Annotated in this window: 18 protein-coding genes and 3 tRNA genes; 15 read left to right on the top strand and 6 right to left on the bottom strand. The window is 40.9% G+C overall.

Going from position 1 to position 23,154, the window contains the following annotated elements; translation table 11 throughout:
* Positions 1 to 243: 243 nt before the first annotated feature.
* The 5 genes from BJI48_RS08735 to BJI48_RS08715 form a co-directional block, all read right to left on the bottom strand.
* Positions 244 to 1,104, bottom strand: a complete 861-nt coding sequence (locus BJI48_RS08735; RefSeq protein ID WP_095334089.1) for a LicD family protein — start codon at positions 1,102 to 1,104, stop codon at positions 244 to 246.
* A 204-nt stretch (positions 1,105 to 1,308) separates the two neighbouring features.
* Entirely contained in the window at positions 1,309 to 3,270 is a 1,962-nt protein-coding gene (gene ciaB / locus BJI48_RS08730; protein ID WP_095334087.1) for an invasion protein CiaB, read from the bottom strand.
* A 63-nt stretch (positions 3,271 to 3,333) separates the two neighbouring features.
* Complete coding sequence (gene hypE, locus BJI48_RS08725; protein ID WP_095334086.1) at positions 3,334 to 4,344, bottom strand: hydrogenase expression/formation protein HypE; 1,011 nt, start codon at positions 4,342 to 4,344, stop codon at positions 3,334 to 3,336.
* Between the two features lie 51 nt (positions 4,345 to 4,395).
* Positions 4,396 to 6,849 carry a carbamoyltransferase HypF gene (gene hypF / locus BJI48_RS08720; RefSeq protein ID WP_180763102.1) on the bottom strand — a complete coding sequence of 818 codons (2,454 nt, stop codon included), beginning with the start codon at positions 6,847 to 6,849 and terminating at the stop codon, positions 4,396 to 4,398.
* Positions 6,850 to 6,907: 58 nt separating this feature from the next.
* The gene (locus tag BJI48_RS08715; RefSeq protein ID WP_257874448.1) at positions 6,908 to 7,948 is read right to left on the bottom strand and encodes an agmatine deiminase family protein; all 1,041 of its coding nucleotides are present in this window, start codon (positions 7,946 to 7,948) and stop codon (positions 6,908 to 6,910) included.
* 67 nt (positions 7,949 to 8,015) lie between these two features.
* On the opposite strand from BJI48_RS08715, the gene tsaD reads away from it, so the two are divergent.
* Positions 8,016 to 9,077 carry a tRNA (adenosine(37)-N6)-threonylcarbamoyltransferase complex transferase subunit TsaD gene (gene tsaD / locus BJI48_RS08710; protein WP_095334079.1) on the top strand — a complete coding sequence of 354 codons (1,062 nt, stop codon included), beginning with the start codon at positions 8,016 to 8,018 and terminating at the stop codon, positions 9,075 to 9,077.
* A 115-nt stretch (positions 9,078 to 9,192) separates the two neighbouring features.
* Here tsaD and BJI48_RS08705 read toward each other — a convergent pair.
* Positions 9,193 to 9,277, bottom strand: a tRNA-Leu gene (locus BJI48_RS08705).
* 168 nt (positions 9,278 to 9,445) lie between these two features.
* Between BJI48_RS08705 and BJI48_RS08700 the strand changes: the two genes are divergently transcribed.
* The 14 genes from BJI48_RS08700 to BJI48_RS08635 all read left to right on the top strand — a co-directional run bounded on the left by BJI48_RS08700 (position 9,446) and on the right by BJI48_RS08635 (position 22,571).
* Positions 9,446 to 10,483 carry a ribonucleotide-diphosphate reductase subunit beta gene (locus BJI48_RS08700; protein WP_095334077.1) on the top strand — a complete coding sequence of 346 codons (1,038 nt, stop codon included), beginning with the start codon at positions 9,446 to 9,448 and terminating at the stop codon, positions 10,481 to 10,483.
* Positions 10,473 to 11,210, top strand: coding sequence for a carbon-nitrogen hydrolase family protein (locus BJI48_RS08695; protein ID WP_095334075.1), 738 nt, complete (start codon positions 10,473 to 10,475; stop codon positions 11,208 to 11,210). The genes BJI48_RS08700 and BJI48_RS08695 overlap by 11 nt, the downstream gene beginning before the upstream one ends.
* Positions 11,203 to 11,835 (top strand): protein-L-isoaspartate(D-aspartate) O-methyltransferase, encoded by a 633-nt coding sequence (locus tag BJI48_RS08690; RefSeq protein ID WP_095334073.1) that lies wholly within the window; start codon positions 11,203 to 11,205, stop codon positions 11,833 to 11,835. Before BJI48_RS08695 ends, BJI48_RS08690 begins: the two co-directional genes overlap by 8 nt.
* Positions 11,835 to 12,521, top strand: a complete 687-nt coding sequence (locus BJI48_RS08685) for a prepilin peptidase (protein ID WP_180763101.1) — start codon at positions 11,835 to 11,837, stop codon at positions 12,519 to 12,521. Before BJI48_RS08690 ends, BJI48_RS08685 begins: the two co-directional genes overlap by 1 nt.
* Positions 12,514 to 13,530 (top strand): LptF/LptG family permease, encoded by a 1,017-nt coding sequence (locus BJI48_RS08680; RefSeq protein WP_095334069.1) that lies wholly within the window; start codon positions 12,514 to 12,516, stop codon positions 13,528 to 13,530. The genes BJI48_RS08685 and BJI48_RS08680 overlap by 8 nt, the downstream gene beginning before the upstream one ends.
* Positions 13,530 to 14,270 carry a tRNA pseudouridine(38-40) synthase TruA gene (gene truA / locus BJI48_RS08675; protein ID WP_095334067.1) on the top strand — a complete coding sequence of 247 codons (741 nt, stop codon included), beginning with the start codon at positions 13,530 to 13,532 and terminating at the stop codon, positions 14,268 to 14,270. Before BJI48_RS08680 ends, truA begins: the two co-directional genes overlap by 1 nt.
* Positions 14,271 to 15,074: 804 nt before the next feature.
* Positions 15,075 to 16,367, top strand: a complete 1,293-nt coding sequence (purD, locus tag BJI48_RS08670) for a phosphoribosylamine--glycine ligase (RefSeq protein WP_095334065.1) — start codon at positions 15,075 to 15,077, stop codon at positions 16,365 to 16,367.
* Positions 16,364 to 16,828: an RDD family protein gene (locus BJI48_RS08665; RefSeq protein WP_095334063.1), complete on the top strand. Its 465-nt coding sequence runs from the start codon at positions 16,364 to 16,366 to the stop codon at positions 16,826 to 16,828. Before purD ends, BJI48_RS08665 begins: the two co-directional genes overlap by 4 nt.
* Positions 16,829 to 16,836: 8 nt before the next feature.
* The gene (gene lptD / locus BJI48_RS08660) at positions 16,837 to 19,092 is read left to right on the top strand and encodes an LPS assembly protein LptD (protein WP_095334061.1); all 2,256 of its coding nucleotides are present in this window, start codon (positions 16,837 to 16,839) and stop codon (positions 19,090 to 19,092) included.
* 9 nt (positions 19,093 to 19,101) lie between these two features.
* A complete protein-coding gene (locus BJI48_RS08655) occupies positions 19,102 to 19,800 on the top strand; it encodes a phosphoribosyltransferase family protein (RefSeq protein WP_095334059.1) in 699 nt (232 codons plus the stop codon).
* A gap of 3 nt (positions 19,801 to 19,803) precedes the next feature.
* On the top strand, positions 19,804 to 21,939 hold the full coding sequence (locus BJI48_RS08650; protein WP_095334057.1) for a polyribonucleotide nucleotidyltransferase: 2,136 nt from the start codon (positions 19,804 to 19,806) through the stop codon (positions 21,937 to 21,939).
* Between the two features lie 98 nt (positions 21,940 to 22,037).
* On the top strand, positions 22,038 to 22,346 hold the full coding sequence (locus BJI48_RS08645) for a F0F1 ATP synthase subunit C (protein ID WP_095334055.1): 309 nt from the start codon (positions 22,038 to 22,040) through the stop codon (positions 22,344 to 22,346).
* Positions 22,347 to 22,383: 37 nt separating this feature from the next.
* A tRNA-Leu gene (locus BJI48_RS08640) sits at positions 22,384 to 22,468 on the top strand.
* 16 nt (positions 22,469 to 22,484) lie between these two features.
* A tRNA-Leu gene (locus BJI48_RS08635) sits at positions 22,485 to 22,571 on the top strand.
* The last annotated feature ends 583 nt before the right edge of the window (positions 22,572 to 23,154 follow it).

The following is a 23,154-nucleotide window of genomic DNA, read 5'->3' as shown; positions in this document are numbered from 1 at the left end:
CGGTCTTCGCAATTCTAAGCCCCCCTGACCCCTTTCTAGGTAGTATAGGAAAAAATCATTAGCGACATAACTATGGAAAAGAATCATTATTTTTTAAGCGATTCAATTTTTAAAAACTGAATCTGAAGACCACTCACGGGAGCGAAGCCCCCGAACGTTGCTAAAGTTCAGGGTTATTCCCAGCTACCGCTGGTCATCAACCCAGTTTCTAAGGTTTTCAATTTTGAACCGCTTTCCTTAATATCACCCTTTCTCAATCATCGAATAATCAAACTTCTCATAAGGTAAATCCAAATTTACATAAGCAGGTAAATGCCCGGTGCGTTCTTCTTCAGGTGGGAGTTGCATATAATCCCCATACATTTCACGCAAATACATAGCAGTATCTGCTGGGGCTTTGAATGTATGCCCCTCAAAGCTAACCTCGCTAAGCGGGTAAATCACGGATTTTGGATAGAGACATTGCATTGAACACATCATCGTAAAAATAGACCCGAGCATTTCGGAGTTTTTGACATCAAAAGGAAATCCTTTGATTTTGCGATTGTAGAGCCATTTTAAAAAACCGATCCAAAGATTGCTGTTTGCGAGTATAGCGAGAGTTTTAGTAATGATTTTTTTTGGGATACTTTTGTTTTCTAGTGATGGTTTCCAATATCGAAAATATCTCCAAGCGATTAAATGTGTCAAAAAACCAAGGTGCTTTTTAGCTAGATTTATATCGCCCCCCCCCCCATCAAGAATAAACACATCAATGCATACGCCACTTTTGTAATCCACACGATTATCGGCAATAGTTGATTCGATCGCTGTTGTTGTCTTATCATCTAATTTCCCAAAATCCCAAATATAATTTTTTGTTTTGTCCCAATGCTTGAAAGCAAACTTTTCTTTAAAAACCCCTTGCTTGTCTAGCTCGATGAGGCGTTCATAATCTTTTCTTGGCATACAAACATCTACATCATCATCCCACGGGATAAAGCCTTGATGTCTCACCGCTCCGAGTAATGTCCCACAATCTAAAAAATACTCCAAATTGTTTTCATCACACACCCGTTTAAATTCTAGCAAAACCTCCAATAGGCGCTCTTGTAATGCGTTCATCTTCTTACATCCTCCTTATTTATGATAAAGGCGACATTGTATCCAAACAATGATTTTGACTTGATATATTTTATTAGCTCCCTTATATAAGATATTTCATTTTATTTTTATCCAAAATTATTCAAAAAATTTACATCGCTGGGTTGATAATTTAGGCACTTTCCCCTACTTTTTGTTGATATTTTTATTATCACAAAATTTTTATCACGCATAAACCTCTTGACCAATCTCTTGGTAGCGTTGCCAATACCATTGTATAAACGCACCCGCAGGGGCAAGATTCGAGCGGTAGTCTTTTTCTGTTTTGCAAACAAATTGCCCCAGCCATTCATAAGCACCCAATTTCGCCATATAATGCTTCGCCAAAGATTCATAAACCTGCATATACCAAGATTTCAAATCCTCATATTTATCTTTTTGCACGCTCAAAACCGGCTTGTTGCTAGGGTCAAATCTCAAAACACCGCTCAAAAAAGCACCATATAGGTGAATCAACCCTTCGCAATAATAGGGCAAAACCTCTTCTTGCTCCCGCCACGCCATCAGTCCCACCCCTCGGCGGATCGTATCGCTCATCACCGCTTCAAACTCCCTTTGGCTATAAGACCCCGCAAAAAATGCGACCAATCCCCCGCACGTGGCTTTAAACTCTTCGATGTTTTTAAATTCCCCATCCGCATTCATCAGCCTTTGGGTGTCTTGTTCTATCCAGAGAATATGCCCAAACTCGTGGCCATTTGTCGTGATGTCATAAACCAAATGCCACAATGCCTCATCTTCAAACAAAATCTTTCGGGCTTCCTCCAAATAGGACGCCTCAAACACTTCATAATTCAGCCTCATTTTGGGTTTGTTGCGTGCTATTTGGATAATCTTATCCCCAAAGGCAAATATCTTTTTCCCAAATTTTTTTGACACCACCTCGTCATTGGGGACAACTTGAGCAGAAAAAAGCCCATTCATATCCGCACCATAATAAAGTGCGGGTAAACCATTATAGATTTTTACACGCTGGAGCGATTGCCCGACAAAATCCTTGAGATTCTCGCTCGCACCAAGCTTAGTGGCATAATTTCCAAACATACTCGCCACACTTTTAGCCACCCTATCATTAGCTATTTTTTCAGGATTGCTGATCCTTAGATCCCATTCAGGCGCTACAGAATGCCGATACCTATCTTCATAATATTCTAGCGGGTGACCTATCTGAAACGGCGTGTAAATAGCCATCCACGCTATATCCACATCCCGCCAGCTTTGGATTAATTTATTTTTATCCTTTTGGGAAAACGCATTTTTGAGTGCCTCAAAATATTTCAAATAAGCCCTATCTTGATGATAAATATTATCTTCAAGCCCAGAGAGTTTCGCAAGTAGCTTTTCAATCGCCTTATTGATCTCTTTGATTTCGATGTCAAAAGCGCTCGCATACGGCACAGAAATAAACGTATCGCCGAGTTTTTTTGGAATCGAATAACTCCGATCCGAACAAACCCGCTTTTTTTGGCGCGCATTATTGAGCCCATCACCCATCCCATCATTGATTTCCTCGCAAATCTCTTCTGTATCCATACTAGGTGCTAGCAACTCGTGGGCCTTTGTGTCCCCGTGAAGCTTTTGCATATTTTTGTTAAACCCATCAATAAGCGTATCTTGCCAGCTTTCAAAAAAATTATTCATCGCCAAACCAATGGTATGCACGCCTACAAGCAACTCACGATAAAATTCATTAAAAAGCCCATTTTTTTGCACCCAAGCAATCAGTTCGAAATGTTTTTTGGCATAAAAACTGCTGACAAAATTCAGCAAAAATCGTCGCGCAATCAAGATTTCAGAATTTGTTTTCTGCTGTTGCTTGAAAACTTGGATAATCGGACCCTCTTTGAGATTAGCAATCCGATCGCACAATGCCATCAGCACGGGCTTTTGTGGCTCTAGCCCAATGCGTTTGCACACGTGAGTAAGCATTGCAATCGTGGCTTGCTTTTCTTTGGTATTATCGTTGTTTTTATCGCCCGCCTCATCGGCTTTGCCAGCACAAACATCGCACCCATCCTCAAAAATCCGATAAATCCCTTGCGTTTGCTCGGATTGTTTCTGGATAAAAGCATAAAATTTTTTCAAATCTTTTTGAAAAAATTCGGGTATATTTTGATTTTCTTGCATAAATTTATTCCTCAGAAGCGCTAAGTTTTTGAAATACCATTATAATCATCAAAAATCAATGTTTTAGCAGATTCTAGGCAAGAGTTCGCCTTGTGGCATATCCAAAAATCGCTTTGTCCCCCAAGGATTGCTCAAAATCACTCGTGGTGTATCGCTATGGCGTGCTTGGACTTTGCCAATCACTACCGCTTCACGCCCATCGGGATGGGATTGCAACATTTCACAGACTTTTTTGGCATCACAGGCTTTCACACAAAGCACACAAACCCCCTCATTTGCCAAAGAATACGGCTCAAGCCCCAGAATCTCACAAACCCCTTGCACTTCTTTTAATACCGGGATTTTTTCAGATTCCAAAACAATATCCACCCCCGAGGCATTTGCCCATTCATTCAGCACCGCTGCAAGCCCGCCTCTTGTAGCATCCCTAAGGGCGCAGATGGAAATATCGGTCTCAAAAATACCCGCAAGCATTGGATAAAGTTGCTTGCAATCGCTTTTTAGATCCGAATGCAAATCAATCTCAGCGCGTGAAGAAAAGATCACACACCCGTGGCTACCGATATGCGAACTCAAAATAATCACATCACCATCGTGAAGATTTTTGGCAGAAATACCCTCTTTTACTACCGCACCAATCGCTGTGGTATTGATAAAAATCTTATCAACATTCCCCCTAGGGACGACTTTTGTGTCGGCTGATAGGATACTTACCCCTGCGTGGTTGAGTTCTTGTGCCATCGAATGGAGTATCTTTTCAAGACTAGCGATTTCAAGCCCTTCTTCGAGGATAAAACCGACATTGAGATACATTGGTTTTGCTCCCATCATCGCAACATCATTGCAACTCCCGCACACGCTTAGTTTGCCAATATCCCCACCAGCAAAAAATATCGGGCTAACGACATAAGAATCCGTGCTTACGCAATACGCTTGTGTCATCGGGACACAAAACCGCCCAGCGTCCTCGCCTTTTGCTAGCAAAAAACTTCCCAAATGTTTTTCAAATATTTTTTCTATGAGTTCGTTAGTTTCTCTTCCGCCATTGCCCTGCGCTAAGGTAATTTTTTTCATTTTGAATCCTTTTTGGGGTTGATTTTTATTTTATTTTAGTTTTTATTTTACTCAAAAGTTATTTTCTTTGGGTGCATTATACTGGGCAAACACAGCCTGCCCAAAGGAAATGCACGCATCATTGGGGGGTAAAAGCCTATGCATATAGAATTTTCTGCCATTTTTTTCAAAAATCCTTTGAACCCGCTCGCATAACAGCTTGTTTTGAAACACCCCACCACTAAAAATCACAGGCATTTCAGGGTATTTCTCACTCCAAGCAAATGCGATTTGTGCCAAGGTATTGATGAATTTTTTAGCAATCAATCTTTTGGTTGCTAAATTTTGAGCTAGCATTGCGTTTTTATCGACTTTATCGGGCATTTTTTTGGCAATCTGGTCGCCATCACAAAAATCTGACAAAATATCTTTTTGGATCTCTAAAAGCATTGGCGCATAAATCACCACATCATTTGAAATCTCAAAACTATAGCAATCTTGAGAATCACACGTGTTTGCAAGGCTTTCTAAAATCATCCCCGCCTCGCCCTCATAGGTGGTCTCTCCGAGCAACCCGCACAAGCTAGCAACCCCATCAAACAACCTCCCTACCGAAGTGGTGCTGATTGTGTTGGTATTTTTTTCAAACATTGTTTTTAATAGCGTGCTTTCGTGTTTGGGAAGCCCCTCTTCAAAGCGCTCGATCAGCCCCTTTAAACCATATTGCAACGCCAAGCCATAGCCGATTTTGTAGATATTTTTTATCGCCCCCTCACCGCCTATCAAAGGCAATGTTTCAAAATGCCCTACCCTCTCAATAGTCGTGAGATTTCCCAAAAACACTTCCCCGCCCCATATGAGGCCATCATCGCCCAATCCTGTGCCATCCCAGATGATTCCTAGTGCTTTGGTTTGGGGGGTGAAAGCCTTATCCTGAAGCATTGCTTCAGCAAAAACAGCACAAAAATGCGCCCGATGGTGCTGGATAGAAATCCTATTAGCAGGTAATTGCAAGGATTTTTTAGCACTTAATATGCTTGAGTGATAGTTTGGGTGGTTATCGTGAATCAAAACATCCGGATTTAACGCATACAAATCACTAAAAAGCTCAAAAATCTCTTCATATCGGCATATGCTCGCAGGATTATTCAAATCCCCAATAAAAGGAGAAATCAAGTATTTATTATCTTTGACATACGTGAGGCTTGATTTTTGCTCTGCCCCCATCCCCACGCACAAAGCCGATTTGCTTTTCTCTCTAGCATTATCGACTTGCTTAGCACAATCAGGCACGCAAGCATTGGTATTTGCGGGAGAATCAGTGCTATTTGGATCAAAAAGCTCTATATCCAAAGGGGCAAGCCCGCGCCCCAAACGGATCACGCCCATTTCTCCTCCGAGCATCGCCATCACACTATCATCGATAGGATGGAGAATCTCACGTTCATAATCAAGCACGCTAGTAAATACGTCGCCTAGCTTTTCATTCAGCTCAAAAAGACTCGTGATAATCGGCTCCCCACTCACGTTGGCACTCGTAAAAACAATCGGAAAATCCAGCCAATCAAAAAGCAGATGGTGTATCCCACTATAGGGCAAAATCACCCCAAGCGTATCCAAAGATGGGGCGATGGCGGGTGCGAGCAAGGGGTTATATTTCTTTTTTGCCAAGACAATCGGGGCGGCATTGGATTTGAGGGCGGAAATTTCTTTGTCATCAAGCCTTACAAACTCCAAAGCCATCGGGAGATCTTTTGCCATCAAGGCAAAGGGCTTTTTGGGGCGATGTTTTTTCTCTCGTAGCCTTTCTACTGCCGATGTATTTCGCCCATCGCACACAAGGGCAAATCCCCCAACCCCTTTGATAGCTACGATTTCCCCATTTAAAATCGCTTGGGCGCATTTTTGGATAGGCTCATTTTCACAGACATCCCCCGCAGTATAAAATTTCATCGGGATGGCGCATTTCAGGCAGGAATTTGGTTGCGCCCCAAAGCGCCTATCACTGGGGTCATTGTATTCGTTTTGACAATCTTCACACATCAAAAAACTCGCCATAGAGGTATTTTTGCGATCATAGGGGAGCGAAGAAATAATGCTATATCTCGGACCGCAATTCGTGCAAGTGGTAAATGCGTAGCGATAATGCCTATCGCGCCCATCGTGCATTTCTTTGAGGCAATCAGGGCAAATCGCCATATCTTTTGGGATTTTGCTCTCCAAACCCAATGCGTCTTTTTGGCTTTCGATGATCGCAAAGCCATTCAAGCTTTCATCGCACTCCTGCACGCTTGTGCGGACATTATCGATCCTAGCAGAAATAGGGGCGAGCGAAACCATTGCGGTGATAAAATCTTTTGGATCTTGGCTATCAAGGAGGATTTCTACGCTCCCACCACGATTTCTCACCCAGCCATTGACACCAAAATCTTGGGCAATACGATAGATAAAGGGGCGAAATCCTACGCCTTGGACGATCCCACTCACAACGATTTTTGTGTATATTTTCTTATATTTGGCACTCAAGCTATACAACCGCTAATAAATTTGCAAACCCGTGAATTTATCGCCGATAAAGTTGCCCTTAATAAATTTGCATAGTTACGCAATGGAGACTCCCGTGTTGCCTAATAAGCGTAGAGCAATCAATCCCGATAACTTCACGATCTAAGCATTGTGATTGCAGGATTTCAAGGGCTTGGTTATCTTTTTTATCCCCATAAGTAGGCACAAGCAAGGCGTTATTGATAAATAAAAAATTCGCATACGTTGCCGGGAGACGCTCGCTAAACGCGCCATCGCCCCCATTATTAGCATATTTAGCATCTGGGAGTGGGAGTGCGATGAGATTATAGGGCTTGCCCGCTGGGGTTTTGAGCTCCAAAAGCTCCGCTTCCATTTTTTCGAGTTCTTCATAATGTTCATCGTTTTTGTCTTCGCATTTTACATAAGCGATGGTAGTAGGATTGAGAAATCTTGCGAGCGTATCGATATGGCTATCGGTGTCATCGCCTTGCAAATAGCCACTATGAAGCCACAAGACTTCTTCTGCCCCAAGCGTATTTTTGAGGGTTTGTTCGATCTGAAATTGGCTCAAATAGGGATTGCGATGAGGCGATAAGAGGCATTGCGTATTCGTGAGGATTCTCCCCTGCCCGTCCGTATCAATACTCCCACCCTCTAGCACAAATGGCAAGCTCTGCATTTCGTGCTTAAAAACCCCCGCTTTTAGAAGTCTTGCATTGATTTGATTATCATCAGTGGCTTCAAACTTCAAACCCCAGCCATTAAACGTAAAATCAAGCATTTTTAGCACTTTGCCATCTTGAATGCTAATAGGTCCAAAATCCCTTGCCCACGTATCATTGCTCCTAACTTCGACAATCTGGATCTGAAATTTATTTTGGGATTTTTGGAGCTTTTCTAAGATTTTTTTGCCCTCGGTATCTCTGGGATCAACACAAACGATAATATCTTCAAATCGCACGATATGCGCGATGATATGCAAAAAATTTTCCCTCGCTTCTTGTATATAATCCACCCAATCACTTTGCGTATGTGGGAATGCCATCAATACAGCACGTTGTGTTTCCCATTCGGCTTTCATTCGCCGTGTTATTGGCATTCTCCGCATTTTTGTCCCTTATTTGGCTATAATTTTTTGAAATTTTACACCAAATTAACGGAAAAATATGATTTTAAGTATCGAAAGTAGTTGTGATGATAGCTCGATTGCTATCACACAAATTCAAACCTCAAAGCTCCTTTTTCACGCCAAGATTTCTCAAGAAAGCACGCACAGCGCTTATGGGGGTGTTGTCCCTGAAATCGCCTCACGCCTGCACGCCCAGGCACTCCCACAAATCCTATCAAAGGCAAAAGCCTTTTTGGGTGGGGATTTTGGTTGCCTCAAAGCCATCGGGGTTACCACACAACCGGGGCTAAATATCACGCTCATTGAGGGGCTAATGATGGCAAAAGCCCTGTCTTTTTCTCTAAATATCCCCCTTATTAGTGTTAATCACCTCAAAGGGCATATTTTTTCACTCTTTATCAATCAAAAAAAGACCTGCTTCCCGCTTAGCGTGCTGTTGGTTTCAGGGGGACATACACTCATCATCGAAGCCAAAAGCGCTTCTAAAATGTCGATTGTAGCAAGCAGTATGGATGATAGCTTTGGAGAAAGCTTTGATAAAGTGGCCAAAATGCTCTCTTTGGGCTATCCCGGAGGCCCTATCATAGAAAAATACGCCCAAAAATACGCTTCAGATTACCCCAACACGCCCGCTATGGTATTCCCGCTCCCGCTCAAGCATTTCCCCTATTTAGGTTTTAGCTTTTCAGGACTCAAAAACGCCGTGAGACTCGCTATACTAAAAGCCCAAGAAAATCGAGAAAACACCACCACTGAAGCATTTATCGCCAAGATTTCTGCAGGTTTCCAGCAGACTGCTTGTGAGCATTTGAAAAAAAATATTCAAAAATATTTACAAAACAAAATCGACCAGCAAGAGCCGGTAAAAAATTTTTGTATCGTAGGGGGAGCGAGTGCTAATCTCTATCTTCGGGAGCAAATCTCTGGGCTGTGCGCATCATTTGATTGCCATCTCTTGGTCGCACCATTAGAATTTTGCTCCGATAATGCCGCAATGATCGGCAGGGCAGCATTAGAAAAATACCATCAAAACGATTTTGCTGATATTTTTAGCCTGCAAGCCTCGCCAAGAAGCACAGAAGATGAATTTTTATGCTGAAAAGTTCTTGGCTCAATTATTAATGGATAAAACTGCTGAACAAAAATTAATGATGGGTAGTTTTGATTTTTGAGAGTATTTTTGGATTTGATTTTTTGTTTTAATTTTGATCGCGTGGTGCGGAAGAGAGGACTTGAACCTCCATACCTTGCGGCGCCAGATCCTAAGTCTGGTGCGTCTACCAGTTTCGCCACTTCCGCATTTTGAATCACTATGAAGCTATGAAAATTAAAGGTCGTATTTTACTCATTAAAACTTTAAACAAAACTGAAAATCCCATCAAGAGGCGTTTTAATATGCTACTTAGCAAATTTTCGATATGGTTTTGAAACTTTTTCAAAATTCTAAATTAAAAACGGGGGTCAGCAATGGATAATCACGTCGTTGAGCGCAAAAAAATCTACAATCCCAACTCTACAGAAGGCGTGAATGATAGAAAAATATTTGGTGGGAATCCTACCAGTATGTTTGATCTCAACAAGATCAAATACCAATGGGCATACAATCTCTGGAAGCTAATGTTAGCGAACACGTGGTTTCCTGAAGAAGTCAATATGAACCCGGATAAGCGCGATTATAACGGGGGTCTCACCCCGCAAGAAAAATTGGGCTATGACAGGGCTTTGGCACAGCTGATTTTTATGGATAGCCTCCAAACCAACAATCTCATCGACAATGTCAATCCCTATATCACCAGCCCTGAAATCAATCTGATTTTAGTCAGGCAAGCCTATGAAGAAGCCTTGCATTCCCAAAGCTATGCGGTGATGGTCGAATCCATCTCGGCAAACACGGATGAAATCTATGATATGTGGCGAACCGATATGCAACTCAGAAGCAAAAACGACCACATCGCCAATGTGTATTTGGAGCTTGCCAAAAATCCCACAGAGAGAAATCTTCTCAAAGCGATGTTTGCCAACCAGATATTAGAGGGGATTTATTTTTATAGCGGTTTTAGCTACTTTTATACCCTAGCACGTAGCGGGAAAATGCTAGGATCTGCGCAAATGATTCGTTTTATCCAGCGTGATGAAGTGACGCATTTGGTGCTTTTCCAAAATATGATCAATGCCTTGAAAAATGAACGATCGGATTTATTTACCAAAAATCTCGAAGAAGAAGTGGTGGAGATGTTTAGAAAAGCCGTTGAAGTCGAATCGGCTTGGGGGGATTATATCACGCAAGGACAGATCTTGGGATTGACATCAGAGATTATCCATCAATATATCCAATACCTCGCTGATGACAGGCTTTCACGGGTAGGCATTTCTAAGCTTTACAACGTGGCTCATCCCATCAAATGGGTCGATCAATTTGCCAGCTTCAATGAGCAAAAAACAAACTTTTTTGAAGCAAAGGTAACCAATTATGCAAAAGGGAGCGTAAATTTTGATGACTTCTAAACGATTGTATGCACTGCAAATCAAAACAAAACAAGATTTTAATGCTAATTTAACACTTGTAGGCGATCTGATTGGCAAATGTGGCGAGGGGGCGATTGTGCTCACGCCTGAAGTTGTATTTAGCGGTTTTGCCTACCAGCGAATGGAAGAAGCGAGCGAGTTTTCCAAAAAAGCCACCGAATATCTCTTGAAAATCTCAAGCGACAAAAGCATTGTAACCACGATGATCGAAAAAAATGGCAATTATTTTTATAACAATCTCAAGGTTTTTCATAAAGGTGAAGTAATCCATAAGCAATCCAAACACAAATTATTCCTGCTAGGTGAAGAGCATTTACACTTTCAGCCCGGAGACATCGAAGAAATTACGCCTTTTTTTATCGATGGTATGGCGTGTGGGGCACTAAATTGCTTTGAATTGCGTTTTGCTGATTTGTGGGGTCGCATTCGGGGTGCCGAGATTATTTTTGTGCCTGCCCAGTGGGGAAAAGCCAGAAAAGACCATTACGAAACCCTCACCAAAGCCCTAGCAATAACTAATCAGGCCTTTGTGATTGCTAGCGATAGCGCTAATGACCAAATGGCAAAAGGAAGTGCTATCATCACGCCTTATGGTGCTGTGTATCGCGATGATAATCGCGAGGTTGTTGCCCAAGAAGTCAATCTCAATGAGGTCAATCAAATGCGAAAATACATCTACATCGGTTTGGAATCAAAAAATGTATAAAATCAAGAGTCATTTGATGTGCGAAGAAATCGCCAAGCAATTCCCTCTTGAAGAAAAAATCAAGACAGCAATCTCTCAAATCAATCGCGAACTTTTTGTCCCCCCTTCCCTCAAACATCTCGCCTACAACTTAGATGCCCTGCCAATGGGTGCAGATCAGTGGATTAGCTCGCCTCTAACGGTGGCAAAAATGACGCAATATCTATTGCCAGAAGGCGGGGATAGCGTGCTTGAAATCGGCTGTGGGAGCGGGTATCAGGCGATGGTTCTTTCTCGATTGTTCCGCAGGGTATTTTCGATTGAACGCATTGAGAAGCTTCTTTTGGAGGCAAATGAACGGATCAGAAAATCAGGCGTTAGCAATATCCACACCAAGCTTGATGATGGGCAAAAAGGATGGGTAGCATTTGGCCCTTATGATAGGATTTTGTTTTCAGCCTGCGTGAATGTGATACCCGAAGCCATCATCGAGCAACTTGAAGAAGGCGGTGTGCTTGTCGCACCTGTGTTGCAGGGGGATTGCCAAGTCATCCAACGCTATCGCAAAAAAAACAACCAACTCCAAGCACCTGAAATCCTTGAAAAATGCTTATTTGTGCCGGTTTTAGATGGCGTGAAACGTTGATGGAATCTTTTTTATTTACTCCTAGTGAAGACAATTTTTTATATTTCTTTCTTTCTTCAGGCGGTTTTACTCCGAGTGTTTTGGCTGTAATCATTCTGGGATGGGCGATTTTTTGGGGCAGTAGATGGGATAAAAATTGCTCCGATGTTTTTGCTTCAAAACCTTTAAATATCTCTGTTTTGGCATTATTGTCGCTATTAGGATTGGGGGTTGGATTTTTTTATCAAGGATTTTTTGCGTTTTTTGCGATGGGAGTTTTTTCTGTAATGTTGCTTTTGGCATTTATTGATGCCAAAAAATTAGCCGTGCCTGATTGGTTGAATTTTGGATTATTTTTTCTGGTGATTTTTGGTGCGATTACTTTTGACCCCAACATAGCAAGGTTTTTTCAAAAAATGCTTGAAGGATTGGCTTTAGCAGGTTTGTTTGCTGTGCTAAGGATTTTTGGGGATATGATTTCTAAGCGTGAGATTTTAGGCGAAGCTGATATTATTTTTATCGCTTCAGCTGGATTTTTATTTGGGCTTGATGGGGCATTGACAGGGATTTTCTTGGGCTGTGTTTTTGGGAGTGCTTGGGCGCTATTTTTGAGACTATTTGGCAAAAAGATTTCAAAGATCCCTTTGATTACCTTTATTATTTTGGGATTGTTTTTTGGTTTTTTCTTAGAGGTTTATGATGTTTAAGCAATATATTTTTTTAGCGATTTCACAGATTTTTTTTCCATTTTTTTTGGTGTTATTTTTTATATCTTCGATTGTCTTACTCATCGGGATAGCCGGCGTTACTTTAGTGGTAAAAATGGGTTTTTTGGATTTGGCGCAATTATTTTTATATTCTTTGCCCGGAACCGTTTTTTTTATCATCCCGATTACATTTTTTGCAGCCTGTGTTTTGGGTCTTTCAAGACTTTCTTATGATTATGAATTATTGGTGTTTTTTTCGCTAGGCATTTCACCCAAAAAAGTATTAAAAATATTTATCCCTATTAGCCTGCTGGTGAGTGTGGTGCTGTTGATGTTTTCTTTGGTGATGATCCCGCTATCTAAAAGCGCTTATTCAGATTTTGTAGCGGAGAAAAAAAGCAAAGTCGATATTAATATCAGACCGGGAGAATTTGGTCAAAAATTGGGCGATTGGCTGGTGTATGTCAATAAAGCCAACCACAATCATTATGATAATCTCGTGCTTTTCTCAAGCAATGGTCTTGGGCAAGAAAGCTTTATCGTCGCTCAAAGTGGAGTTGTCAATAATAAAAATGGGATTTTTGAACTCAATCTCTATGATGGGGATGCGTATTTTGCGCAAGACAACGAAATCAGAAAGGTTGATTTCAAGCAGATGGATCTCAAAAACCAAACTGAAACCCTGCAATTAAGTTCTTATGATCTTATTAATTATTGGAAAAAAGCCTTTGAAGATAGCCCAGCCCAAGCACGGCGATTTTCCCAAGCCATCTTGACATCTATTTTTCCCATCGTGAGCGTGTTTTTGATCCCTTTATTTGGCATTGCTAACCCGCGATTCCATAAAAATATGTCTTATATTTATATCCTTTCAGGCGTGGGGATTTATTTTTTGATTATGCACATCGCAAGTCAAAATGTCCCATTTATTGGGATTTTTTTCTTGCCACTTGTATGGCTTTTTGGTTCATATTATCTCTATAAACGTTTTATTTTAAAATTTTATTGATGAAACGACTACTCGCAAAAATCGCTTATGATGGGAGTGCTTTTAGCGGGTTTGCCAGACAGAGGACACAAGGGATTATGAGTGTTTCTGAACGCATTGAAAAGGCACTCAAAACAATGGGGATAGAAGATGAGATAATTGGCGCAGGCAGGACGGATAAAGGCGTGCACGCAACCGCCCAGATGATTTCTTTTTGTGTGCGAAAAGATAGCAATCTGGCAAAAATAAAAACACTGCTTAATCAAAAGCTCTCCCCGCATATTTTTATCAAATCCATCCAAGAAGTGCCGATGGATTTTCATCCGAGATTTCAAGCCAAAAGAAGAGCTTATCGTTATATTTTTGGCAATGAGTTTAAAAATCCTTTTATTTCTAAATATGTTTCTAAAGAAAAATATGGCGATATAGGGCGGATTGCTGAGGGCTTGGAGCTTTTTTTGGGTCGCCATCAGTTTAGTTATTTCAAAAAACAAGGTAGCCAAACTAAAAGCGATGTGCGAGAGATTTTTGTGGCTAGATTGTATCAACACAAGATTTTATCTGAGATCTATAATGTGATTTATCTGGAAGCTGAGGGGTTTTTGAGGGCGCAGGTTCGGCTGATGATTGGGGCTGTGTTGGCATATTCGCGAGGGGAAATCAGCCGTGATGCCATCATTTGCCAGCTTGAATGCAAAAAACGAGCGTTTTGTGTGCCTGTAAGTCCCAATGGTTTGTATTTGGCAAAAATCATCTATTAAGTTATGGTATTTTTAAAGCTCAATGGACTATAATACCCCCGCCTGAATGATTCGTGTTTCTAAAAATTTGGCGAGTTCGTTATCAAGTATTTTTAGGCTAACGTAGTAATTTCTGTGTGTTCGGTATTTTCGTTTGTAGCCTTTGATGGCGAGAATCTGCCGCCTAATGAGGTTCTCTTGGTCTAGTTTGTGGCTTTATTGAGCTACGCACAAAAAGATAGCGGTCATTTGGGTAAAACAACAATCACAAAATATAAAAAACCTAAGGAATGAAGCAGTGTTTTACCCTGTGGAGTGGTCTTTTAGATTTGTTTTTTAAACGGAATCAAGTGAGAAACCGATAAAATTTATCTCCAACGCACAAGCATCGCTTGGGCGTGAGATGGTTACTTTAGGAGCAAACACCGATTCAATCGGTGTAAGCGGTCTTCAGATTCGATTTATCGAATCGAGTAAAAAATAGATGAGCCGGTCTTCAGGTTCAGTTTTTAAACTGAATCGAGTAGGCATAGTAATAACCTATAAAAACCGGGTTGATGACGTGCATAGCACGGAATAACCCTGAACTTTAGGAGCGAAAGCAGGCTTTGCCTGTTAGAGCGGTCTTTAGATTCAGTTTTTAAACTGAATCGAGTAGGCATAGTAAAAACCTATAAAAACCGGGTTGATGACGTGCATAGCACGGAATAACCCTGAACTTTAGGAGCGAAAGCAGGCTTTGCCTGTTAGAGCGGTCTTCAGATTCAGTTTGTAAACTGAATCGAGTAGGCATAAAAGAATCCCAGAAAAAATAATGGAAAATAAATGAAACAAAAAATACTTATTATCGGCAGTGGTGGCAGGGAATACGCACTTGGGAAAAAGTTTTTGGAAGATTCTCGCATAGAAAAGATTTATTTTTGTCCGGGCAATGGCGCAACAGAAGAAATCGGCGAGAATATTACTTGCAAAGATTTTGAAGCGATAGTGCGATTTAGCCAAGAATGCGGTATTGATTTGGTTGTGATCGGTCCAGAAGTCCCACTTGTAGAGGGCTTGGCAGATGAATTGCAAAAGGCTGGTATCAATGTCTTTGGTCCTAGCAAGCAAGCAGCTCAATTAGAGGGCTCGAAAGCCTTTATGAAAGATTTTGTTTCCCGTCATAATATCCCCACGGCAAGGTATCTGCAAACCTCAGATCTCAAGCTTGCCAAATCTTTTCTCGCCTCACTCACGCTCCCTGTCGTCATCAAAGCCGATGGTTTGTGTGCGGGCAAAGGTGTCATCATCGCTACCACCCAAAAAGAGGCTCTTGAGACACTTGAATCAATGCTGGATGGAAAAAGCTTTGGAAATGCCGGCAAACGCGTGGTGATCGAAGAATTTTTAGATGGATATGAATTATCTGTTTTTGCCCTAGCAGATGGGGAAGATTATGTTTTATTGCCCGTTTGCCAAGATCATAAACGTCTTTTAAATGGCGATGAAGGACCTAATACCGGCGGTATGGGGGCTTATGCGCCAACGCCTTTGTGCGATGAATCCTTGAAGCAAAAAATCAAAACCAAAATCATTGAACCCACACTAAAAGGGATGTCCCAAGAGGGTATGCCTTTTTCTGGCGTGCTTTTTGCAGGGGTGATGGTTATTGTGATTGATGGCGAGCTTGAGCCTTATTTGCTTGAATTTAACGTGCGTTTTGGCGATCCAGAATGTGAGGTTTTGCTCCCACTTCTAAAAACCCCACTACTAGATTTGTGCCGTGCGGTGTCAGATCATCGTTTAGGTGATTTTGAAGTGGCGTTTTTTGATGGGTATTGTTTGGGTGTGGTGGCTGTTTCAAAGGATTATCCTTACCAAAACGCTTCGCCTGAAACGATTTTTATCAAAGATTGTATCAATGAATTCGACCCATCAAGCGGGCATTTGATTTTTGCTGGCGTGAGCAAAAAAGATGGCAAGCTTGTGAGTTCAGGGGGACGTGTATTGCTAAGTGTTGGCAGGGGAAAAACGTTACTTGAGGCAAAAAAGCAGGCATATTCTTTGATGAATAAAGTGCATTTTGAGGGTATGGCTTACCGCAATGATATTGGATTTAGGGCTTTGGAATCTCTATGAATATCAATGATGAGAAAATCGAGGAGATATTATTTCGTGAAAACCTAAATATCCCCCCTTTTTCTCATCGTGTGGGGGCTTTTTTGGTGGATATTTTATTGGTAGGTTGCTTGGTTTGGGTGCTGTGTGATTATTTTTTTTTAAAAAAAGCTACCACTATTGAAGCCAAAATATTTTTTATTCAAAAATTTATATTTTTTATTTTTATTTTTATTTTTTTATATGATTTTTTTTTCCTATACTTCTTAGGGGCTTCGCTAGGAAAAATAATATTCAAAATGAAGATTATCTCTATCTTGAGTTTGGATAAACCTAGCCTTAAGATGGCTTTGGTGCGGTGTTTTATCAAGACATTGGAAATAATGGCTTGTTTTTTGCCATTTATTTTTACCATCAAGGACAAATTTTTACGCACTTTTCACGATAAACTACCAAAAACGATTGTTATTTCGATTGAATAGAGTATCCATTGTTTCGATTAATATTTATTTTTATTTTTTTTATTTTTGCCTATGGAAGCCAAACAGCTGTCCAAAAGTTTGATAAAAATAATAATAAAATTTTTGAACTTCTAGCCGATAACGTCAATGCCAAAGGTAGCATTGTCATCGCTTCAGGCAATGCGGTGCTTTTGAATCAAGATATGTATATCCTTGCTGATAAGATCTCTTATGACACCAAAAATCGTGTTGCTACCATTGATGGGAATATCAAAATCTACAAGGGCGATGGATTTGTTGTTCGGGCCAATCACATTGTGCTTAATATGAATGAAAAATACCAGGTTATCGAGCCTTTTTATATGCAAGATGGTATCAGTGGGATGTGGCTAAGTGCGAATGTCGCCCAAAACAACGACAAAAAATACAGCTTTAAAAACGCTACGATTTCAGGGTGCAGTATCGAAAATCCCATTTGGCATATTGATGCGACATCGGGTTCTTATAATTCAGATGGCTCTTATCTCTCGCTTTGGAATCCAAAAATCTACATCGGCGATGTCCCGGTGCTGTATTTCCCCTATTTGTTTTTATCGACTAGCACCAAAAGAACCACAGGGCTTTTGTATCCGGAATTTGCGACCTCCAACACGGAGGGTTTTATTTATATGCAGCCGTTTTATTTGGCACTCCAAGATTTTTGGGATATGACCTTTACCCCGCAAATCCGAAGCTCTCGAGGCTATGGGGGCAATATCGAAGCACGGGTGATCGATTGGGAACAAGACAAATTTATTTTTAATACAAGATTTTTTCACAATACTGAAGATTATTACAAAAAATATAATTTAAGAAACCGAAACGTATTTGGGTTTGAATTTTTGCATTCCAGCAGGAATCCGCTCAAAAAATATTTTGGACTTGATGCCTCCATAGACAATGGCTTGTATCTGGATTTTTTGTATATGAACGACTTGGATTATGTGCGATTTGAAAGTATCAACAAAACCATCACCGATGGCACGCATATGTCTCGGGGCAACTACTATATCCAGACAGAAAACCATTACTACGGCATTGATTTTAAATACTTTTTGAACTTAAATAAAATTAATAATAATAAAACTTTCCAATCCCTACCCAATCTCCAGTATCACAAATATCTCAATCCTCTATTTTTCAAAAATCTTTTATACTCTGTGGATTATCAGTTGAAAAATACCACCAGAGATCTTGGCTATGGCTATGTTCAAAATTCTTTGAATATCCCCGTAGGGATGCAATTTTCTCTTTTTAAAAAATATCTTTCTTTAGGAATCTGGAACAATCTATATTTGAGCAATTTAAGCATTACGAATCCATCGGGCACATATATCCCCGATCTTGGCAAAAAAAGCACCCGAGAGTTTGGCAATATCCTTTATTCGGCTTATTCTGTTTCTCTCAATACCGATTTGGCAAAAGATTATGACAAAGTCTTTCACACCATCCAGCTAGCAATGATTTTTAGCGCACCTTATTTTGAAATCTCAAATGGTCTATTTGATCCCCAGATGTATGCCCTCACCGGAGTGGCAAAAAACAACTATACCCCCAATAGTTTGGATTATTACTCCATCGGCGGGCACTCATACACCGATATATGGGACCCTTCGAATGTTACGGGATCAAATATTTCTGGGAAAAAGATGGACTTGAAGCTCACGCAGTATTTTTATGGGCTTGGAGGCAAGGAATTATTTTATTGGAAAATGTCTCAAACACTAAATTTTGATGACAAAATTTCCATCGCTCGCATCCCTCTGGAAAATAAAATTGGTTTTTCCCCTTTGAAAGGGCTTGATATTTATGGCAGTATTTTTTATTCTTTTTATTACAATAGTCTTGATGAAATAGCATTAAATGCAACATACAAGCATAATTATATGCTTGCGAATTTGTCGTATTATATCAAGAGAAATTTCAATGATGATGGTATCAATAAAATCATTGAAAATTCAGCAAATTATCTCAGGGGGAGCTTTAGCAATGATTTTGGATATTTTGGATTGAGCGCTTCAGCAGGCTATGACATCAAGAACAATGTTTTGCTAGACTGGGATATAGGTATCTTCAAAAATATCCGTTGCTTTGGTATCGGGCTCAAATTTGTCAATCAGCGCCGACCGATTTTGACGAACAATCCGGGCAATCCTTTGGAAGTTTTGAAAAATACCTACATCAAGCTTGAGTTAAATTTTTCACCACTGACGACGACAGCGTTGTCTTATAGAATCACAAAATAAGGAAAAATGATGGGCATTTCAGAAGCACAGAATTTAAAATTTGAAAATCGAGATGATGCGTTGATGCGCCTAATCAATGAAATATTAATCCACCATTTGGATGTAAAAAATGCCATCATTTTGGCAACGAGTTTGGCGGGGGTTGGCTTTGGGGAAAAAGTCTCAAAAAAACTCGGTGTCGCGCTGGATTTTTTATTTACCGTGCCTATCTGTGCCCCGTTAAATCCTGAATGTGAAATCGCAATTGTGAGTGAAAATATGGATATAATTATGAACGAGGCTTTGATAGATTCTTTTGGAATCACGCTAGATTATATCTATGGAGAAGCCAAAAGAGCTTATGAAGAGGTTATTTTGGCAGATATTTACAAATTTAGAAAAGGCTCGATGATAAGCTCTTTGAGTAGCAAAGATGTATTCATCGTCGATCAAGGTGTCGAAACCGGGCTAACGATGAATGCAGCGATACAAACTTGCATTGCCAAGGGCGCAAAAAGTGTTTATGTCCTCACCCCAGTGATCGCCAAAAATGTCGCTGAAAGCCTCTCTGAAATCTGCGATGGTGTTATCAGCGTAGCAAAACCCGATCATTTTGTCTCTACCGCTCATTATTACAAGCTTCTGCCCCCTGTTGATGAGGATGAAGTCGAAGCGATACTAACGGGTCTTTTGGAAAAACCAAATATCAAAATCGAAAGCAAAAAATAAGGAATGCCTGTGAATGTGATTACATTACATCAAGAAAATTTAGTAGAAAAATACACCTTAGATCTCATCGCCAAGCAATCTAGCGGTGCGCTGTGGTATCAAAACGGCGGGACCGTTATAGTTGCGAGTGTGGCTGTTGATGAAAAACCTGTGGAGGAGGATTTTCTCCCCCTTACGGTCCAATACATCGAAAAATCCTACGCTGTGGGTAAATTTCCCGGAGGATTTATCAAGCGTGAGGGCAAGCCCGGAGAATTTGAAACCCTCACCTCACGCCTAATCGACAGAACATTGCGCCCTATTTTTCCCAAAGGCTACACCTACCCCACACAAATAACCATTATGGTTTTGAGTTATGACAAAAAAAGCGATCTGCAAGTTTGCGCCCTCAATGCTGCTGCTAATGCCCTATATATCTCAAGTTTGCCATTTTTTCAAGCTGTGTGTGCGGTGAGAATAGGCAAGATCGGGAATCGCTTTGTTCTCAATCCTAGCCCAGAAGAAATGGCACAATCAAACCTCGATCTTTATGTATCAGGGAGCAATGATGACTTATTGATGATAGAAATGCGCTCCCTTGCGCACTCCCCTAATACAGAACCTACGAATGCAGAACCCAGCGCATTTGACATCTCCGAAAATGATTTGCTCGAAGCACTCAGTATTGCCAAAAAATCGATTGCCAAAGGGTGTTTGCAATACCAACAAGCATTTGATACCCACAAATTGCCACCCCTAGATATGGCATTTAACATTCCTGCTGAAAACCCTGACATCACTGCCTATATCAAGGAGCATTTTTCTGAAAAAATTTCTACAGCGATTGCCCAGATGGCAAAAAGCGAGAGGAATTTGGGCTTGAAAAAAATCGCTACAGAGGTTTTTACATCTTATGGAGAGGCTCAAGGATGGGATTTAAAGGCAATTTTGCGTGCGATTGAAGCCCAAAAAGTAAAAATTGTCAGAGAGCAGATCCTTTCTAGCGGTATCCGATCGGATGGCAGGGGATACACAGATATCCGCCCTATTGATATTCAAACCAATATCTTGCCCTTTGCTCACGGCTCGGTTTTATTTACCAGAGGGCAAACGCAGGCTTTGGTGGTAAGCACGATTGGCTCTGAAAATGACGCACAATTCCAAGAATCACTAAGCGATAAAGGCGCAAACAAAGAAAAATTTATGTTCCATTACAATTTCCCCGGTTTTAGCGTCGGGGAAGCAAGTCCGATTTCATCTCCCAACAGGCGAGAACTCGGGCACGGGAATTTGGCAAAACGGGCTTTGGAAGCAAGCATTCTTGAAAAATCCAAAACCATCCGTCTGGTCTCAGAGATAATGGAATCTAATGGTTCAAGCTCGATGGCAAGTGTGTGCGGGGGTTCATTGGCATTGTGTGCGAGTGGCATTCCCGTGCGGGCATTGGTAGCGGGTGTTGCGATGGGATTGGTGGCAGAGGGAGAAAAATACGCCGTGTTAAGCGATATTAATGGCTTAGAAGACCACGATGGGGATATGGATTTTAAAGTCGCCGGCTCACGCAATACAATTACAGCAATGCAGATGGATACCAAGCTCAAGGGCGTTTCGTTTGAGATTTTGGAAAAATGCCTTTTTCAGGCAAAAAATGCCCGAAATCATATCCTTGAGATAATGGAAAAAGCCCGAGATGAAATTGTCCTCAATACCGATATTCTCCCCAGTATGCAGGCTTTTAATATCCACCCGAACAAAATCGTAGAAGTTATTGGGCAAGGAGGCAGGGTCATCAAAGACATTATTGAGCGTTTTAAGGTTAGCATCGATTTAGATAGAGAAAATGGTGGGGTTAAAATCTCTGGAAGCAACCATAACGGCGTAATGGAAGCCAAGCATTTTATTTTGAATCTGATCGATTCTAGGGCGGATTCAGATAAATATCACATCGGAGAGATATTTGAGGGCGAAGTCAAAAAAGTGCTCGATTTTGGGGTATTTGTAGGGCTTCCAAAAGGTGGTGATGGGTTGTTGCATATCAGCCGTTTTGAAAAAGACAAAGCACCCTTTATCAAAGAACAAATCCACGATGGAGACAAGATTAAATGCCAGATTTTGGGCTTTAATAAAGGCAAAATCGAGCTAGATTTGATAAAAGAATGACTTTAAAGTTATCTTTATGATTTTTTGGAGATAATGCGCTTTCAAAAGTTTTAGTAGGGGATGAATCCGAACGGGCTTAATTTTTGCAGGAGTTTATAATGAAGATTTTTCTTATGATGTTTTTTGGTATGGTTGGCTTTGCGTTTGCCGCTGATATAAGCGGGGTGGATATGATAAAATCCTATTCTATCGCAGGGGGCGTGATTGGATTAGGCATTGCCGCACTTGGTGGTGCTATCGGTATGGGACACGCAGCAGCAGCAGCGATTTCTGGAACAGCGAGAAATCCCGGAATCGGCGGAAAACTTCTAATGACAATGTTCATCGCTCTTGCATTGATTGAAGCGCAAGTTATTTATACTTTGGCTTTCGCGATGATTGCAATTTATGCAAATCCTTTTTTATAAGATAGTTTCTTAATCTTACCCCTTTTTTGGGGTTTGTGCGCTGGTGGTGGAACTGGTAGACACGCCATCTTGAGGGGGTGGTGAGGCAACTCGTGCGAGTTCAAGTCTCGCTCAGCGCACCATAAGTTTTTTCTAAATGCCGAAGTGGTGAAATTGGTAGACGCGCTAGACTCAAAATCTGGTAGGGGCAACCCTGTGTCGGTTCGAGTCCGACTTTCGGCACCACCTTCACTTTCTCCTTGTATTCTTTTTATTACGTATTATTACTTTTTAAAACCTTTCAAATTCGTTATTTACGATGTTTTGAGCAATTTTTGTAAAAATAATCAATGGTTTATTATGTATGGATACATTTCATAACATATGGCAGTCTTGAAAAAATGGTTAGTAAAGCGAATACTTTTTTGATACGCTTTTTCATACTATCTATTAAGGGGGCGGGTCAGGGGGCTTTCACCCGCCCGCCCGATGAGTTTGAGGGGGATATTTCTGCCCACCCACCCTGCGGACTTCGTAAGGAGGAGAGCCGTTAAAAAAGATAACTGCTTATCTTTTTTAGGCTCGCACGGCGATGGTTCTATGCGACTTTTAGGAGCATACCGGACGCCCAAACCTTTAAAAAAGCCAACTGCTTGGCTTTGCTAGCCTCACACGCCGATACGTATATGCTCCGATAAAAGCATAGCAGATGGCTAGCCCCTCTTCCCCTTAAAAGGCGTAAACCTCACAAAAACATTATTTTTTACTCGGTTCAGTTTAAAAACTGAATCTGAAGACCATTTCATTATTTTCTATTCGATTCACGTTG

This window comes from Helicobacter sp. 11S02596-1 (assembly GCF_002272825.1).
In the GTDB taxonomy this organism is placed as follows: Bacteria; Campylobacterota; Campylobacteria; order Campylobacterales; family Helicobacteraceae; genus Helicobacter_J.
Note: the sequence above shows the minus strand (reverse complement) of the source record. Positions and strands in the feature narration are given on the sequence as shown.